The organism is Ruminococcoides sp. (genome assembly GCF_057037865.1).
In genome coordinates this window covers 102,989-118,304 of sequence record NZ_DBLZMS010000003.1, presented here as the reverse complement: position 1 = coordinate 118,304, position 15,316 = coordinate 102,989, and the positions used below count along the sequence as shown (strand labels likewise).

The 15,316-nt window shown below is 39.6% G+C and carries 16 protein-coding genes; 14 read left to right on the top strand and 2 right to left on the bottom strand.

Going from position 1 to position 15,316, the window contains the following annotated elements; translation table 11 throughout:
• Window positions 1–8: 8 nt before the first annotated feature.
• Both AC2HW8_RS04020 and AC2HW8_RS04015 read right to left on the bottom strand, forming a co-directional pair.
• Window positions 9–812 (bottom strand): sigma-E processing peptidase SpoIIGA, encoded by an 804-nt coding sequence (locus tag AC2HW8_RS04020; protein ID WP_015523782.1) that lies wholly within the window; start codon window positions 810–812, stop codon window positions 9–11.
• Between the two features lie 266 nt (window positions 813–1,078).
• Entirely contained in the window at window positions 1,079–1,951 is an 873-nt protein-coding gene (locus AC2HW8_RS04015; protein ID WP_303672252.1) for a DegV family protein, read from the bottom strand.
• Between the two features lie 129 nt (window positions 1,952–2,080).
• Here AC2HW8_RS04015 and AC2HW8_RS04010 point away from each other — a divergent pair, with 129 nt between their 5' ends.
• From AC2HW8_RS04010 to AC2HW8_RS03945, 14 genes are all read left to right on the top strand, one after another.
• The gene (locus AC2HW8_RS04010) at window positions 2,081–2,368 is read left to right on the top strand and encodes a YlmC/YmxH family sporulation protein (protein ID WP_015523784.1); all 288 of its coding nucleotides are present in this window, start codon (window positions 2,081–2,083) and stop codon (window positions 2,366–2,368) included.
• A 329-nt stretch (window positions 2,369–2,697) separates the two neighbouring features.
• Window positions 2,698–3,630: a hypothetical protein gene (locus AC2HW8_RS04005; RefSeq protein ID WP_021883975.1), complete on the top strand. Its 933-nt coding sequence runs from the start codon at window positions 2,698–2,700 to the stop codon at window positions 3,628–3,630.
• A gap of 218 nt (window positions 3,631–3,848) precedes the next feature.
• Window positions 3,849–4,571: a 30S ribosomal protein S2 gene (gene rpsB / locus AC2HW8_RS04000; protein WP_015523785.1), complete on the top strand. Its 723-nt coding sequence runs from the start codon at window positions 3,849–3,851 to the stop codon at window positions 4,569–4,571.
• Between the two features lie 56 nt (window positions 4,572–4,627).
• On the top strand, window positions 4,628–5,539 hold the full coding sequence (gene tsf, locus AC2HW8_RS03995; RefSeq protein WP_117950773.1) for a translation elongation factor Ts: 912 nt from the start codon (window positions 4,628–4,630) through the stop codon (window positions 5,537–5,539).
• Between the two features lie 333 nt (window positions 5,540–5,872).
• Window positions 5,873–6,415, top strand: coding sequence for a translation initiation factor IF-3 (infC, locus tag AC2HW8_RS03990; RefSeq protein WP_021883974.1), 543 nt, complete (start codon window positions 5,873–5,875; stop codon window positions 6,413–6,415).
• Window positions 6,416–6,438: 23 nt separating this feature from the next.
• Window positions 6,439–6,636 carry a 50S ribosomal protein L35 gene (rpmI, locus tag AC2HW8_RS03985; RefSeq protein WP_015523787.1) on the top strand — a complete coding sequence of 66 codons (198 nt, stop codon included), beginning with the start codon at window positions 6,439–6,441 and terminating at the stop codon, window positions 6,634–6,636.
• A 42-nt stretch (window positions 6,637–6,678) separates the two neighbouring features.
• Complete coding sequence (gene rplT / locus AC2HW8_RS03980) at window positions 6,679–7,029, top strand: 50S ribosomal protein L20 (protein ID WP_015523788.1); 351 nt, start codon at window positions 6,679–6,681, stop codon at window positions 7,027–7,029.
• Between the two features lie 72 nt (window positions 7,030–7,101).
• Window positions 7,102–7,884 (top strand): TrmH family RNA methyltransferase, encoded by a 783-nt coding sequence (locus tag AC2HW8_RS03975; RefSeq protein ID WP_117950774.1) that lies wholly within the window; start codon window positions 7,102–7,104, stop codon window positions 7,882–7,884.
• Window positions 7,881–9,140 carry a DNA-processing protein DprA gene (gene dprA, locus AC2HW8_RS03970; protein WP_296665545.1) on the top strand — a complete coding sequence of 420 codons (1,260 nt, stop codon included), beginning with the start codon at window positions 7,881–7,883 and terminating at the stop codon, window positions 9,138–9,140. Before AC2HW8_RS03975 ends, dprA begins: the two co-directional genes overlap by 4 nt.
• An 81-nt stretch (window positions 9,141–9,221) precedes the next feature.
• A complete protein-coding gene (gene topA, locus AC2HW8_RS03965) occupies window positions 9,222–11,312 on the top strand; it encodes a type I DNA topoisomerase (RefSeq protein ID WP_117837392.1) in 2,091 nt (696 codons plus the stop codon).
• Window positions 11,313–12,620 carry a methylenetetrahydrofolate--tRNA-(uracil(54)-C(5))-methyltransferase (FADH(2)-oxidizing) TrmFO gene (gene trmFO, locus AC2HW8_RS03960; RefSeq protein WP_295024813.1) on the top strand — a complete coding sequence of 436 codons (1,308 nt, stop codon included), beginning with the start codon at window positions 11,313–11,315 and terminating at the stop codon, window positions 12,618–12,620.
• 10 nt (window positions 12,621–12,630) lie between these two features.
• Window positions 12,631–13,611: a phosphate acyltransferase PlsX gene (plsX, locus tag AC2HW8_RS03955; RefSeq protein WP_295024815.1), complete on the top strand. Its 981-nt coding sequence runs from the start codon at window positions 12,631–12,633 to the stop codon at window positions 13,609–13,611.
• A gap of 34 nt (window positions 13,612–13,645) precedes the next feature.
• The gene (rnc, locus tag AC2HW8_RS03950; protein ID WP_015523794.1) at window positions 13,646–14,323 is read left to right on the top strand and encodes a ribonuclease III; all 678 of its coding nucleotides are present in this window, start codon (window positions 13,646–13,648) and stop codon (window positions 14,321–14,323) included.
• Window positions 14,319–15,311 (top strand): elongator complex protein 3, encoded by a 993-nt coding sequence (locus AC2HW8_RS03945; protein ID WP_118101603.1) that lies wholly within the window; start codon window positions 14,319–14,321, stop codon window positions 15,309–15,311. The genes rnc and AC2HW8_RS03945 overlap by 5 nt, the downstream gene beginning before the upstream one ends.
• Window positions 15,312–15,316 lie beyond the last annotated feature (5 nt).

Genomic DNA, 15,316 nt, shown 5'->3' with positions numbered 1-15,316 from the left:
CATTGCTCCTATTCTGATATTTTTACAAGTTCGTACGGTATGATTGCCTTAACATCTCCTTTCAATACATCATTACATATGCCTATATAAATGCTTTTGCAGATTTCCTTGCCGTCAATTTTAACCTTATCGGGAGGAAATCCTTTTACAATTCCGTTTCCGCCAAGGCTTTCAAACGGAATAATCCTTGTTTTGGTTTCATCGGGAACATAGTCATCAAAAATATTTTGTTCTGCAATAATGACATAATTTCCCGAAAACGGTTCAACAAGGTTGCAACCCGTATCAATCTTTGCAGGGAAAAAATAGCTTTGTTCGTTAACCTTGATTTCAACTTTGCAAACTCCCGAACCGTTGCCCCCCTTCGTCAATATTTTCGTCAATTTGAGAATATAATAACAGACAAGAGTTAAAATAATCAGGAGGACGGGCGAAATGTTAAAATACACTGTGTCGTTGTATACTTCCATACCTTTCGGTTTGAAAGCGTTGTACAGAAACATCATAATTCCGCAGAATGAAAATGAGAGAGAAAGAAACACAGATATTCTTTTGATAAAACACTTAAACGGACACTTGCCGAATGCACATAACACAATTCCGGCGGCACATAAAACATCGATAGGTATATTCAAAAAGAAAGGCAGGGGAGGGAAAAGTGCAATAAGACTTTGCACTCCTCCCAGAAGCGACGCAAGCAACATTTTTTTAAACGAAGTGTTGATACAAAGCGCCTTTTTGGTGCATAAAATAAGTATAAAGTCAATGAAAACATTTACGGTAATCAGTACATCTATGTAAACAGATTTCATTTTATTCCCCCTGCGGAATGCTGTTCTAATAACATTTCCATTAAATTTATTACCTTTGCTTATTATCTCACAAGCGGAAAATAATAATTGTCAAAATATGGTCAGGAGGTAAATTATTGATTGCAGGATTAATTATCGGATTGTTTATAGGCGGATTTGTCGGCGTAAGTGTAATGTGCCTTTTATATTACACAAGGGACTGACAAAAGAAAAGCGTGCAGTTTAATTCAGACTGCACGCTTATTACATATTTTGCTGTATTTTGATTATGATTTAAGGTTTCTTGTGCCGAGGAAAAGGACTGCCAGCATTCCCGAACCTACATGAGTACCGATTACAGGACCGATATCCGTCATGACAACTTCCTTGCACTTACCCTTGATTGCCTTTTTAAGTTCTTCGGCACCTTCCGGATTATCCGCATGGGCAACCATAACAACGCTGTCTTTGAGATTTTCGGCATCTCTTTCAAGGTGTTTTACAAGAGCCGGAACAACATTGCTCTTACCTCTGATTTTTGCAACATTGATAAGATGGCCTTCATCGTCAACACTGATGAGAGGTTTAATTTGCAAAGCTTTGCCGAATGTTGCGGAAACAGAGGAAATTCTACCGCCTCTCTTGAGTTGATCAAGGTCTTCAACAACAAACCAATGACATACTTTTATACGGGTGTCTTCAATGTATTCTTTTAGTTCGTCAATTGTAGCGCCTTCGCTGTATTTTTTGCCTGCAAGGTAGATGAGAAGTCCGAGTCCTGCCGAATCGCAAAGAGAATCAATTGCAATAATCTTTCTGTCCGGATAAACTTCCTTTAAATCCTTAACAGCCATCATACAGGTGTTGTATGTTCCGCTCAAACCTGTTGAAATGCCTGTGTAAATGATATCTTTGCCGGCTTTAAGATAGTTTTCAAAGCTCTTGTAAAAGCTGTCATAGTTAATCTGTGTTGTCTTTGAATCAACACCCTCTTTAAGCTTACTGTAGAATTCCGAGAGGCTCATCATTCTGCAATCCGGATAATGAAGATATGACTTGTCCTCCATATGAAATTCCATCGGAAGAACTTCAACGCCGATTTGGTTAACAAGCTCCTGTGTAAGGTCGCAGGAGGCATCTGTCATAAATACATAATTCATAATTATCGCTCCTTTTTTGCGAAAATATTGTGATTCAATTCTAACAAATTATGATATAAATGTCAATGAATATAATGACCGTTCCTTTTCATATATATGTATATCAAAAACAGATTTCGGAGTGGTTATATGAATTGCAGATTTACCGATTTAAGACATAAGGAAGTCATAAGCGCCTGCGATGGAACAAGAATAGGATTTATCGACGATGTTATTGTGGATACCAAATGCGCAACTGTTGTGTCAATTGTTATTTTCGGCAGACCGGGATTTTTTAGTTTGGTGGGAAAATGTCAGGACTACATAATTCCGTGGGAGAAAATTGACCTCATAGGAGAGGATACGGTAATCATCAGCTGTCAGACTCCAAAGCCAGTAAAAAAGCCGAAAAAACCCCGTTTTGGGGCTAAATTTTGAATTTTTTCAAATTTTCGCATTAAGGCAAAATAACCTAAGAAATATTTGCTAAATTATGCATAATGCACAAATCATTATTTTTTTAAGAAATTAAAACCACATAAGTAACATTTTGGTTACAATTGTTACAATTTATCTTCCCCTGTCAAACTTGCAATTTTCAAAAGTTTGTGCTTTAATACAATTGCAATTGTGTGTTTGATAAAATTTTACGACTAAAGGACTTGGCACATTTTTAAACAGATAACTACATCTTGTATATACGCTTGCTTTTGATGGCAGTTATAGTAGTTACCTTAATGTGCAAAAATCACAGGGAGGATAAATTTTTGAGAGCGACAAACTATAAACACTACGGATGTGACAACAATTCGGAGAGTTCAAAGAGAACTCGCAAACCCGAAAAGAAGTCAAAACGCAAAGGCTTTAAGGCATTATCCTATGCTATTGCGGTATCTCTGGCGGCAGCTGCTCTTGTTGTTCCGACAACAACTCTTGCACCGGATGTAGATGCTTTTGAAGATAGCCGTGCTGCTTCGCTTGCAGTCGGTAACATCAATGATTTTTCACTCGTTATTACAGATAACTGCGTTGAAGAAACTACTGCCCCCGTAACCCAAGAGATAACAACATCCGCAGCGACTACACAGAAAACAACTGAAAAGGAAACTAAATCTGCAAAAACTGCGAAGAAGAAAGCTGAAAGTTCACAGGCTTCCAAAAAGGCTGAAAGTTTAAAGTCAGAGCCTTCGGAGTCAGAAACTTCACAGAGCTATACAAGCTATGTTGACAGTTCATCGGATAATAGCAGTTCCGCATCTAATTCATCGGATTACGGCTATACAGACAGTAATCAGAGTGGCTACCTTGTAAGTATCGCCAATCCGGATCCGTCCTACAGTCCTTCTCCTGTTTCTCTTTCAAGCTATGACAGAGAGAAACTCGAAAGACTTGTAATGGGCGAAGGTGGTTCAATGGGTTACACAGGCTGTGCCCTTATCGCACAGTCAATCCGTGACGCAATGAACCGTTCAAACACAACATCAATTGACAGAATTATTTCGGAATATCAGTATTACGGTTCGACTGATTATGCACCGAATCAGGATGTAAAAGATGCTGTTTCCTTTATCTTTGATCAGAACGGCTCGGCAGTTCAGCACAGAGTTCTTTGTTTCTATGTCGGTTCAAGCAGCTGGCATGAATCACAGAATTACATCACAAGCATCGGTAATGTAAGATTCTTTGATTTGTGGTATTGATCGGAGTTTCCGAATACAATTTAATATTTAAGAAAATATCAGGTGTTTTTGAAAAAACTTTTTCGAAAACACTTGATTTTTTTTACTTTTATGGTATAATATACAGGCAATTCGCACGCTGATGCTTGTCAACAGGGTGGCAGATTCATAGAATTTGCTTATTGCGTTGATAAAAACAAAGGCACAGCGGAGGTTTTAACCTAAGGAGGATTTTTATTATGGCAGTAGTTTCAATGAAACAGCTTCTTGAAGCAGGTGTTCACTTTGGTCACCAGACAAGAAGATGGAACCCTAAGATGGCTGAGTACATTTTTACTGAGCGTAACGGTATCTACATTATCGACCTTCAGAAGAGTGTAAAGAAGCTTGAAGAAGCTTACAATTTTGTTCGTGAGCTTTCAGCAGAAGGCAAGAGCGTTCTCTTTGTAGGTACAAAGAAGCAGGCTCAGGATTCTGTTAAGGAAGAGGCAGAGCGTGCAGGCGCTTACTATGTAAACGCAAGATGGCTCGGCGGTATGCTCACAAACTTTGCAACAATCAGAAGAAGAATTGCTCGTTTAAAGCAGCTCCGTGCTATGCAGGAAGACGGCACATTTGATCTTCTTCCTAAGAAGGAAGTTATTAAGCTCAACCTCGAAATTGAGAAGCTTGAGAAGTTCATGGGCGGTATCAAGGATATGACAGAGATGCCGGGCGCACTTTTCATTGTTGATCCAAGAAAAGAAAGAATTGCCGTTTCAGAGGCAAAGAAGCTCAATATCCCGATCGTTGCTATCGTAGATACAAACTGCGATCCTGATGAGATTGACTATGTAATCCCGGGTAACGATGACGCTATTCGTGCAGTAAAGCTTATTGCAGGCGCAATGGCTAACGCTGTTATCGAAGGCAGAGAGGGTCGCATGGGCGCTGCAGCTGTTGAGGAAGAGACAGCTGAATAATCATTTGTGATTATAACCCCGTTTTATATAAATTTATTTGAAAGGATGTTTTCAAAATGGCAGCATTTACAGCTCAGGATGTAAAGACATTAAGAGAAAAAACAGGCTGCGGCATGATGGATTGCAAAAAGGCACTCACAAATGCCGACGGTGATATGGATAAAGCAGTTGACTTTTTAAGAGAACAGGGACTTGCTAAGCAGGCTAAGAAGGCAGGCAGAATAGCAGCAGAAGGCGTTGCATACGCTTGCACAAACGATGACCTCTCAGTAGGTGTTGTTGTAGAAGTTAACGCTGAAACAGACTTTGTTGCTAAGAACGATTCATTTATGGATTTTGTTAAGGCTTGTGCTAACACAATTATCGAGCAGAACCCTGCTGATGTTGAGGCTCTCCTCACACTCAAGGCAACAGGTTCAGAGCAGACAATCGCTGAAATGCTTCAGGAAAAGGTTCTCACAATTGGCGAGAATATCCAGATTCGTCGTTTTGAGCGTATGGAAGGTGCTTGTGTTGCTTATGTACACGCAGGCGGTAAGATTGGCGTTCTCGTTAACTTTGATACAGACCTCGCTGCAAAGCCGGAGTTTGTTGCATACGGCAAGGATGTTGCAATGCAGATTGCAGCTCTTAACACTCCTTACCTCAATGAGAGTGAAGTTCCTGCAGAAATCATCGAGCATGAGAAAGAAGTTATGCGTCAGCAGGTAATCAACGAAGGTAAGCCGGAGCAGATTGCTGACAAGATTGTTATGGGTAAGATTGGTAAGTTCTACAAGGAGAACTGCCTTCTTGACCAGGAGTTCGTTAAGGACAATAAGATCAACATCAAGCAGTACACACAGAATACTGCTAAGGAGCTTGGCGGTTCTATCGAAATCAAGAGATTCGTTCGCTTTGAAAAGGGCGAGGGCATTGAAAAGCGTCAGGATGACTTTGCCGCAGAAGTTGCAAGCATGGTTAAATAATTATTTTGGCGTACAAAGCATAATAATCGGAGCAGAGAATGACTTCTCTGCTCTCGGTTTGCAGAAAACTCGAAATTCAGTTTGACCGAATTTCGAGTTTTAATTTTTAAGAAATTTTAAATATCGCAAATTGCAATAGCAAGTTAAAAAAATAAATTTTATTTTATCGAAATTAACGCTTGACAAACAAATGTACATGTAATATAATAGTCAGGTAAAATAAAGCAAAGCAGAGATGCTTTCACCTGTGGGGTGCCGTCTGCACGGGTCAATACCGAAGTTTTTTAGTATTGTTATGCGGACGGAGTGTTTCTGTCCGCATTTATTGTTTTTATGAGACTTTGGAGGTGTTTACCCATCAGCAAGAAAGAAATTCAGATTAACGAAGAAATCCGTGACAAAGAGTTGAGAATTATCGGCTCTGATGGTCAGCAGCTTGGCATTATGTCAGCTAAAGAAGCACTTGATTTGGCAGAACAGAAGAACCTTGACTTGGTTAAAATTGCTCCGCAGAGCAATCCTCCTGTATGCAAAATTATGGATTACGGAAAATACCGTTTTGAACAGGCTAAAAGGGAAAAGGAAGCAAGAAAAAATCAGAGAGTTGTTGATATCAAGGAAGTAAGGCTTTCTCTTAATATCGATACACACGATTTTAATACAAAGCTTAATAATGCTCTGAAGTTTATCAAACACGGCGATAAGGTTAAGGTTTCAATTCGTTTCAGAGGCCGTGAAATGGGACACCCTGAAATCGGTCTTGAAACAATGAAACGATTTGCTGATGCTTGCAGTGAAACAGCTGTTGTCGAAAAGCCTGCAAAGCTTGAAGGCAGAAATATGCTTATGTTTCTTGCACCAAAGACTAATAAGTAATTAAAGCTAAGGAGGATACTAATATGCCTAAAATTAAAACTCACAGCGGTGCCAAAAAGAGATTCAAACTTTCTAAGAATGGTAAGGTTATCCGTGCTCACGCTAACAAAAGTCACATCTTGAACAAGAAGACAACAAAGCGTAAAAGAGGTCTTCGTCAGACTGTTGCTGCAGATAAGACAAACACAGCTCAGATCAAGCGTCTTATTCCTTACAAATAATTATTGAGGACTACTAACTAACATAAACGGAGGTAATATATAATGGCACGAGTAAAAGGTGCGATGATGACTCGCAAAAGAAGAAAAAAGACATTAAAGCTTGCTAAGGGTTACTGGGGTGCAAAATCAAGACACTTTAAAATGGCTAAACAGGCTGTTATGAAGTCCGGCAATTATGCATATATCGGTCGTAAGCAGAGAAAGAGAGATTTCCGTCGTCTTTGGATTACTCGTATTTCGGCTGCCTGCAAGGCTAACGGCACAAATTATTCAACTTTCATGAACGGCTTGAAGAAGGCTGGCATTGCTCTTAACCGTAAGATGCTCTCTGAAATTGCAATTTCAGACCCTGCTGCTTTTACTTCACTTGTTGAACAGGCTAAGAATGCTTAATTTAACTTACTTTGTAATTGCGTTTGGGTTATCCCAAACGCAATTGTTTTTTACAGAAAATTGGATGGTTTTATGACTATACTTTCAAGTAAAGATAATTCTAATATAAAAAATGCCGTAAAGCTCAGAAAAAGTGCAAAATATAGGCGTGAATCAGGACTCTTCATTGCAGAAGGTGTTCGCATTTGTATGGATGCAATGCTCAGTAAGGCACATATTGACACCTTTTTCGCAAGTGAAAAGGCCAGTGAGAAATATGCGGATGACTTTTTAAAACTGCAAAAATATTCCGACAAAACATTCATTGTATCTGATAAGATATTTAATCAGATGTGTGATACAGAGTCGCCTCAAGGATTTCTGTGTGTAATAAAAGCACTTGACAAAACTGCTTGTTTTGATAAAATAAAGACTGGTGACAAATTTTTGGCACTCGATAATCTGCAGGATCCCGGCAATTTAGGTACAATTCTTAGAACGGCTGAGGCTCTGAATGTTACCGGTATTGTTCTTTCTGCCGATTGTTGCGATATTTACAGTCCTAAAGTTGTAAGAGGCAGTATGGGGGCAGTGTTCAGGCTTCCGTTTGTTGTTTCGGATACAATTTCAGGTTATCTGAATGCACACAGTGAACTTGAATCTTATGCGGCGGTCGTATCGGTGTCGGCTGATAAGATTACAACGACTCCCTTTGTTTCACCTTGCATTGTTGCAGTAGGTAATGAAGGAAACGGTCTTAAAGAAGAAACAATAAGTGCCTGTAAACATAAAATTACTATTCCTATGGAGGGAAGAGCCGAGTCGCTTAATGCCGCCGTTGCGGCGTCAATAATAATGTGGGAAATGATGAAATGATTTCGCGTAATGCCTGTTACTGGATTTGGATTACACTTTCGATAGGCTATAATAATCCAAAGGTAAAGAGAATATCCGAAATGTATTCCGATGTGTCTGCCTTTTATTACGGTGGTATTTCGGAGTGGCGTCTTTGCGGAATTTTTTCACAAAAAGACCTTGAACGATTTGCTTCAACCGGTCTTGATGACGCTAAGAAAATCGTAGACAGATGTATTGAATGCAATTATTCGATATTATGCATTGACGATGAATTGTTTCCAAAATGTCTTTACAATATTGAATGTCCTCCTGCTCTCATATATGTAAACGGTGTTATGCCTGATATTGACAATACTTTTTCAATCGGTATTGTCGGTACTCGCAGAGCAACTAAGTATGGAATAGAAAATTCTTACCGCTTTGCATATGCACTTTCAAAATACGGAACAATTATAGTCAGCGGAGGCGCATTAGGTGTTGACGGTGCGTCGCACAGAGGCGCACTTGCTACGGACGGAATTACAATTTGTGTCAGAGGTTGCGGACTTAATTGTTCATATCTCAGGGAAAATTCAGACATTAGAAGTACAATTCCAAAAAGAGGTGCTGTCATTACAGAGTATCCGCCTGATGAAACACCGAGGAATTACTATTTTCCTGCCCGAAACAGAATTATAGCCGCTTTATCGGACGGATTGCTTGTTATGGAAGCGGGAAAGAAGAGTGGTTCGCTTATTACCGCAAATCTTGCCGCAGAACAAGGCAAAACAATTTTTGCTCTGCTCGGAAATAACAGCCCTCAGAATGAAGGTTCAAACGCTCTTATTAAAGAAGGTCTTGCAATACCCGTTACCGATTTTATGGACATACTCTGCGAGTTTGACAACCTGTATGCAACCACTGATGATGAATTTGATATTGACAATATTTCTCTTGCTGATACGGGCAATTTTCCTGTTAAAGGTATAAGAAAACAAGCTCCTGCAAGAATTTATGTTAATAAACAAAATGATCAACAGCCGGCTAAAACCGCAGTGCCGTATGCATCAGAAAAATCAGAAACGGTTGTGCAAAAACCTGTTCATAAAGAAAACTTAAATTTGCCAAAAACAGCTCAGGATGTATATGAATACATCGGTAATGAGCCTGTTCATATAGATAAAATTTCAGCTGATTTGAAAATCCCTGTGTTTAAGGTGCTTACCGCACTTACGATGCTTGAAATGAAAGATCTTGTTTCGGCACTACAGGGAAGAAATTATATTTTAAAATGATATTTACCGAATATTCTTATTCGTTATCCGATATTCCGTTGCCCTTTTACACATAACAGGGCAGAAAGGCAGTGAAAACATATGTCAGATTTAGTAATTGTTGAGTCACCTGCTAAGGCAAAAACAATTAAAAAATACCTTGGTAGCGGTTACGAGGTTGTTGCCTCAATGGGTCATGTCCGTGATTTGCCTAAATCAAGATTAAGTGTTGATATAAAAAAGAACTTCGCTCCAAAGTATGAAATTATAAAAGGAAAAGAAAAACTTGTTGATGATTTAAAATCAGCCGCTGAAAAAAGCGAGCATATTTATTTAGCAACCGACCCTGACCGTGAGGGAGAGGCAATTTCTTGGCATCTTGCCTATATTCTTGGTTTACCCACAGATGAAACTAACCGTGTGGAATTCAATGAAATTACAAAATCCGGTGTTACAAACGGTATGAGCAATCCGAGATCAATTAATATTGACCTTGTAAATGCTCAGCAGGCAAGAAGAATTCTTGACAGACTTGTCGGTTATAAACTCAGTCCGTTTATTTCTCAGAAAATCAGAAGAGGTCTTTCTGCAGGACGAGTTCAGTCTGTTGCTGTAAGGATTATTGTTGACAGGGAAGAGGAAATCAGAAAATTTAAGCCTGAGGAATACTGGTCGATTGATGCAAAGTTCATCCCAAAGGGCAGCAGAAAATCTTTTTCTGCATCTTTATATTCCGATGAAAACGGTAAGATTAAGATTACCAACGGTGAACAGGCTGATAAAATTGAGGCTGATCTTCAGAATGCCGAGTATGTAATTACAAAGGTTAAGAACGGTACAAGAAAGAAATCTCCTGCACCTCCGTTTATAACATCAACTCTTCAGCAGGAAGCATCGAGAAAACTCGGTTTCCAGTCGAGAAGAACAATGAAGGTTGCTCAGGAACTCTACGAAGGCGTTGATATCGAAGGTATGGGTGCAACCGGTCTTATCACTTATATGAGAACAGACTCACTCAGAATTTCAAATGTTGCAATTGAAGAGGTAACCGAATACATAAAAAATTCTTACGGTGAAAAGTTTCTTCCGCCAAAGCCAAGATTTTTTAAATCAAGAAGTAATGCACAGGACGGTCATGAAGCTATAAGACCGTCAATGCCCTCTCTTACTCCCGACAGCGTAAAGGCAAGCCTTACATCGGATCAGTATAAGCTTTATAAGCTCATTTGGAACAGATTTACTGCATCACAAATGGCTGATTGTATCCAGAAAACAACACAGGCTGATATTGTTGCCAACGGTTATACATTTAAGGCGTCGGGATACAGAGTCGATTTTGAAGGCTTTACAACACTTTATGTGGAAAGCAAGGATGTTGAAGAAGAAAAGACTACACAGCTCCCACCACTTGAAAAAGATATGATTGTGAGATGTAAAGAGTTGAAGAAAAATCAACACTTTACACAGCCGCCTGCAAGATATACGGAGGCGTCACTCATCAAAGCGCTTGAAGAATACGGCATTGGCAGACCGTCAACTTATGCCGCAACTATTACAACAATTACAAGTCATGAATATGTTAAGCGTGAGGGCAAAAGCCTTGTTCCTACGGAACTCGGTGAGGTTACAACCAATCTTATGAAAGAGCGTTTTCCAAAGATCGTAAATGTAAAATTTACAAATCAGATGGAGGAAGACCTTGATAAGGTTGAAAAAGGAACAGAAGAGTGGCATGCTTTGCTTGACAATTTCTACGGAGATTTTGATAAAACTCTCAAAAAAGCAAAAGCAGATATGGAAGGCGTAAAGCTTCACTTAAAAGAAGACGAAACCGATATTATCTGTGACAAGTGCGGTCGTCAGATGGTTGTTAAAGTCGGCAGATACGGTAAATTTATTGCCTGCCCCGGATACCCTGAATGTAAAAACATCATTAAGTATGTAGAAAAAACGGGTGTTAAGTGTCCGAAGTGCGGCGGCGATGTCATTATCAAGCGTACCAAGACAAAAAGAATTTTTTACGGCTGCTCCAACTATCCCAAGTGTGATTTTGTAAGTTGGAATGAGCCAACAAACGAGAAGTGTCCGCAGTGCGGAGGAATTCTCTTCAAGAAAAAAGGCAAAAAGCCGACATTGTTCTGTGCAACAGAGGGATGTGGTTATACTAAAACAGCAGATACGGATGATAAATAAATGCATATTAATGTAATCGGTGCAGGACTTGCAGGTTGTGAGGCGGCAATGCAGATTGCCTCTTGCGGAATAAAAGTGCATCTTTATGAAATGAAACCGAATAAAAAAACGCCTGCTCATCATACTGAGAAATACGCTGAACTTGTTTGTTCAAATTCTCTTAAAGCCATGCGTGTTGAAAGCGCCGCAGGGCTTTTGAAAGAAGAAATGCGCAGACTCGATTCTTTCCTTATGAAGTGTGCAGATGCCTGCAAAGTTCCTGCAGGCGGAGCGCTTGCCGTTGACAGGGATATTTTTTCTTCTCTTGCAACGGAAGGGATAAAGAGCTGTGAGCTTATTGAGGTTTACGAAGAAGAAGTTTGTGAAATTCCGAAAGATGAAATCACGGTTGTGGCAAGCGGACCGCTTACTTCTGAACCGCTTGCCGAATATATAAGAGGAATGTTCGGTTCCTCACTTTCGTTTTTTGATGCCGCCGCTCCTATTGTTACCGCTGAAAGTATTGACATGGAGTACGCTTTTTGTGCATCAAGATACGATAAGGGCGACGGTGACGATTATATCAACTGTCCGATGAACAAGGAGGAATATGAAACCTTCTACAATGCACTCATATCGGCAGAAAGAGCTCCTTTGCATGATTGCGATGTCAGCAATCCGAAGGTGTATGAGGGCTGTATGCCTGTTGAGGTAATGGCACAAAGAGGCGAGGGAACACTTCGCTTTGGACCTATGAAACCTGTCGGTCTTGTGAATCCAAAGACAGGTCACAGACCTTGGGCGGTTCTTCAGCTCAGAAAAGAAAACAAAGCCGGCAATATGTACAATCTTGTAGGATTTCAGACTAATCTTAAATTTCCCGAACAAAAGAGAGTGTTTTCGCTTATTCCTGCACTTCATAATGCAGACTTTGTTCGTTATGGTGTTATGCACAGAAATACTTTTCTTGATTCGCCGAGAATACTTAACAGCGATTTTTCTGTTAAGGACAATCATAGTCTTTTTTTTGCCGGTCAGATTACAGGTGTTGAAGGATACATGGAATCCGCAGCTTCGGGAATTATGGCAGGTATAAATGCTTGTCGAGTTGCTGAGGGGAAAAGCACAATTACATTACCAAATGATACAATGATTGGCGCACTTTCGGCATACATCTCTGATTCGTCGGTTAAAAAGTTTCAGCCAATGGGTGCAAACTTCGGAGTTTTGCCGGAGCTTGAAAACCGACCGAGGAATAAAAAAGAGCGTGGTGCAGTTTATTCTACAAGAGCATTAAAAAGTTTGGATAATTATTTAAAGGATATTTAAGGTGAATGGAATGAACATAATTGTTGACGCATTCGGCGGTGATAACGCTCCATTGGAAATTATCAAAGGCTGTGTTGAGGCAGTTGCCGAATATAACATAAATGTAACTTTGACCGGTGATGAAACCAAAATTAAAAATATATTTTCGGAAAATTCACTTTCAATGAATAATATTGATATTTGTCATTGCACACAGAAAATCACAATGGAAGATTCTGCTGAGTCCGTTCTTAAAGAAAAAAAGGACAGTTCTATGGCTGTAGGTCTTCGCTTGCTTAACGAGGGCAAGGGCGATGCATTTGTCAGTGCAGGAAACAGCGGTGCATTGTGTGTCGGTGCAACTCTTGCAATAAAAAGAATTAAGGGGATTAAACGCCCTGCATTTGCTCCTGTTATGCCGTCTGAAAGCGGATTCTTTATGCTTATGGACGGAGGTGCAAATGTTGAGTGTCGTCCCGAAATGCTGTATCAGTTTGCTGTTATGGGTTCAATATATATGGAAAAGGTTATGGGTATCAAAAACCCCCGTGTCGGACTTGCCAATGTCGGTGCAGAAGAACACAAGGGAACAGAACTTTACAGAAATACGCATGAACTTCTTCAGAACAGCAACTTGAATTTCATCGGAAATGTAGAAGGCAGGGATATTCCGAACGGAGTGTGTGATGTCGTAGTTTGTGACGGCTTTACAGGTAATTTGATTCTCAAAACATATGAGGGCGTTGCTCTTGTAATGATGAATCAGATTAAAAATATGTTTATGGGCAGCGTCAAGGGCAAACTTGCAGCAGGTCTTGTTATGAAGGACCTAAAAAATATGAAAACGCATTTTGATTACAACAGATACGGCGGTGCGCCTATTCTCGGTGCATCAAAGCCGGTGTTCAAAGCACACGGAAGTGCCAAGGCTGTTACAGTTAAGAATGCTATCAGACTTTCTGTTGAATATGTAAAAGCAAACGCTATTGAAGCGATCTCTTCATCACTTTAATTTTTGCAAATAATGTTGCTTTAGGAGTTTTATAATGGAAGATTTACAAAAGAGAATCGGCTATACATTCAAAAATACAGATTTGCTTACAGAGGCACTTACTCATTCTTCTTATGCAAATGAACATAAGGCTAAACACATAAAATATAATGAAAGACTTGAATTTCTCGGTGATGCGGTACTTTCAATTGTTGTTTCCGATTATATTTTCAAGCATTGTCCCGAACTTCCCGAAGGCGAATTGACAAAGCTCAGAGCGTCACTTGTCTGCGAGAAAACTCTTTTTGAATTTGCAAAGCAGATTGAACTCGGAAAGTACCTTGTGTTAAGTAAAGGCGAAAGAAACAACGGCGGTGCAGAACGCCCGTCAATTCTTTCGGATGCCTTTGAGGCTTTGATTGCAGCAATTTATATTGACGGTGGTATTGATCCTGCGTCGAAACATATTCTTAATTTTGTAATTCCTGCAATCAAGAACTCAAAGAAGAAGAAACTTAACGATTATAAAACCGCCTTGCAGGAGATTATCCAGAAGAATCCCGGTGAACAGCTTGAATATGTTCTCGTGGGTGAAAGCGGTCCTGACCACAACAAACACTTTGTTGTTGAAGTTCATCTCAACAGTAATGTAATCGGCAAAGGCGGCGGAAGAAGTAAGAAAGAAGCGGAACAACAGGCCGCCAGAGAAGCTTTGGAGCTGATGGGTTATTAAACACAGTAATGTATCAATTTTTATTCCGCACAACGGTTGTCCGCATATGTGCAGTTTTTGCAATCAAAATAAGATAACAGGTCAGGCATATCAGCCGACTCCCCTTGATGTTGAACAGACACTTGGTAAAGCGGCTTCTGATTTGGGCGAACGCACCAAAAATGCTGAGATTGCATTTTTCGGCGGAAGTTTTACAGCTATTGACAGAACCTATATGTTATCTCTCCTTGATGCAACTAAAAAGTTCAGAGATAAATTTTGCGGAATAAGAATTTCTACCCGTCCCGACTATATTGATAAAGAAATTCTTGATATTTTGAAAAGCTATGGTGTGACATCAATTGAACTTGGTGCGCAATCTATGTCAGACGATGTACTGCTTGCAAATGACAGAGGACATAGCGCTGAAAGTGTTTTCAAATCCTCAGAGCTTATTAAAAGTTATGGCTTTTCACTTGGCTTGCAGATGATGACGGGACTGTATAAATCAGATATTCAAAAGGATTTACACACAGCCGAAACATTTGCGAAAATAAATCCCGATACCGTAAGAATTTATCCTACGGTCATTATGAAAGATACAAAGCTTGCCGAACTTTACCTTAACGGAGAATACACACCGTATAGTCTTGAAAAGTCCGTCAGCCTTTGTTCAAAGCTGATTGAACTTTTTGAAAAGAACAATATAAAAATTATCAGGCTCGGACTTCATTATTCCGACAGCCTTGTAAATAACAGCTACGGTGACAACTATCACCCGGCTTTTAAGGAATTGTGCGAAAATAAGCTTTTTTATGATAAGTTTATCGAAAAAGCAAAAGATTTTCCCGATTTGAATGAAATTAAAACGGTTGTTATCAATTCTAAATCTCTGTCAAAATTTCTCGGACAAAAGAGAAGTAATGTAAACAAATTGAACGAACTCGGATATAATTTTTCGGTTTGTTTTGACGATTCTTTGCAGAAATATGAATTATATTTAAAATAGGAGCT

Excerpts from the sequence above, each read along its gene's own strand:
- AC2HW8_RS04020 (WP_015523782.1), bottom strand. The coding sequence starts at position 812 with ATGAAATCTGTTTACATAGATGTACTGATTACCGTAAATGTTTTCATT.
- AC2HW8_RS04015 (WP_303672252.1), bottom strand. The coding sequence starts at position 1,951 with ATGAATTATGTATTTATGACAGATGCCTCCTGCGACCTTACACAGGAG.
- AC2HW8_RS04010 (WP_015523784.1), top strand. The coding sequence starts at position 2,081 with ATGAATTGCAGATTTACCGATTTAAGACATAAGGAAGTCATAAGCGCC.
- rpsB (WP_015523785.1), top strand. The coding sequence starts at position 3,849 with ATGGCAGTAGTTTCAATGAAACAGCTTCTTGAAGCAGGTGTTCACTTT.
- tsf (WP_117950773.1), top strand. The coding sequence starts at position 4,628 with ATGGCAGCATTTACAGCTCAGGATGTAAAGACATTAAGAGAAAAAACA.
- infC (WP_021883974.1), top strand. The coding sequence starts at position 5,873 with ATGAGACTTTGGAGGTGTTTACCCATCAGCAAGAAAGAAATTCAGATT.
- rpmI (WP_015523787.1), top strand. The coding sequence starts at position 6,439 with ATGCCTAAAATTAAAACTCACAGCGGTGCCAAAAAGAGATTCAAACTT.
- rplT (WP_015523788.1), top strand. The coding sequence starts at position 6,679 with ATGGCACGAGTAAAAGGTGCGATGATGACTCGCAAAAGAAGAAAAAAG.
- AC2HW8_RS03975 (WP_117950774.1), top strand. The coding sequence starts at position 7,102 with ATGACTATACTTTCAAGTAAAGATAATTCTAATATAAAAAATGCCGTA.
- dprA (WP_296665545.1), top strand. The coding sequence starts at position 7,881 with ATGATTTCGCGTAATGCCTGTTACTGGATTTGGATTACACTTTCGATA.
- topA (WP_117837392.1), top strand. The coding sequence starts at position 9,222 with ATGTCAGATTTAGTAATTGTTGAGTCACCTGCTAAGGCAAAAACAATT.
- trmFO (WP_295024813.1), top strand. The coding sequence starts at position 11,313 with ATGCATATTAATGTAATCGGTGCAGGACTTGCAGGTTGTGAGGCGGCA.
- plsX (WP_295024815.1), top strand. The coding sequence starts at position 12,631 with ATGAACATAATTGTTGACGCATTCGGCGGTGATAACGCTCCATTGGAA.
- rnc (WP_015523794.1), top strand. The coding sequence starts at position 13,646 with ATGGAAGATTTACAAAAGAGAATCGGCTATACATTCAAAAATACAGAT.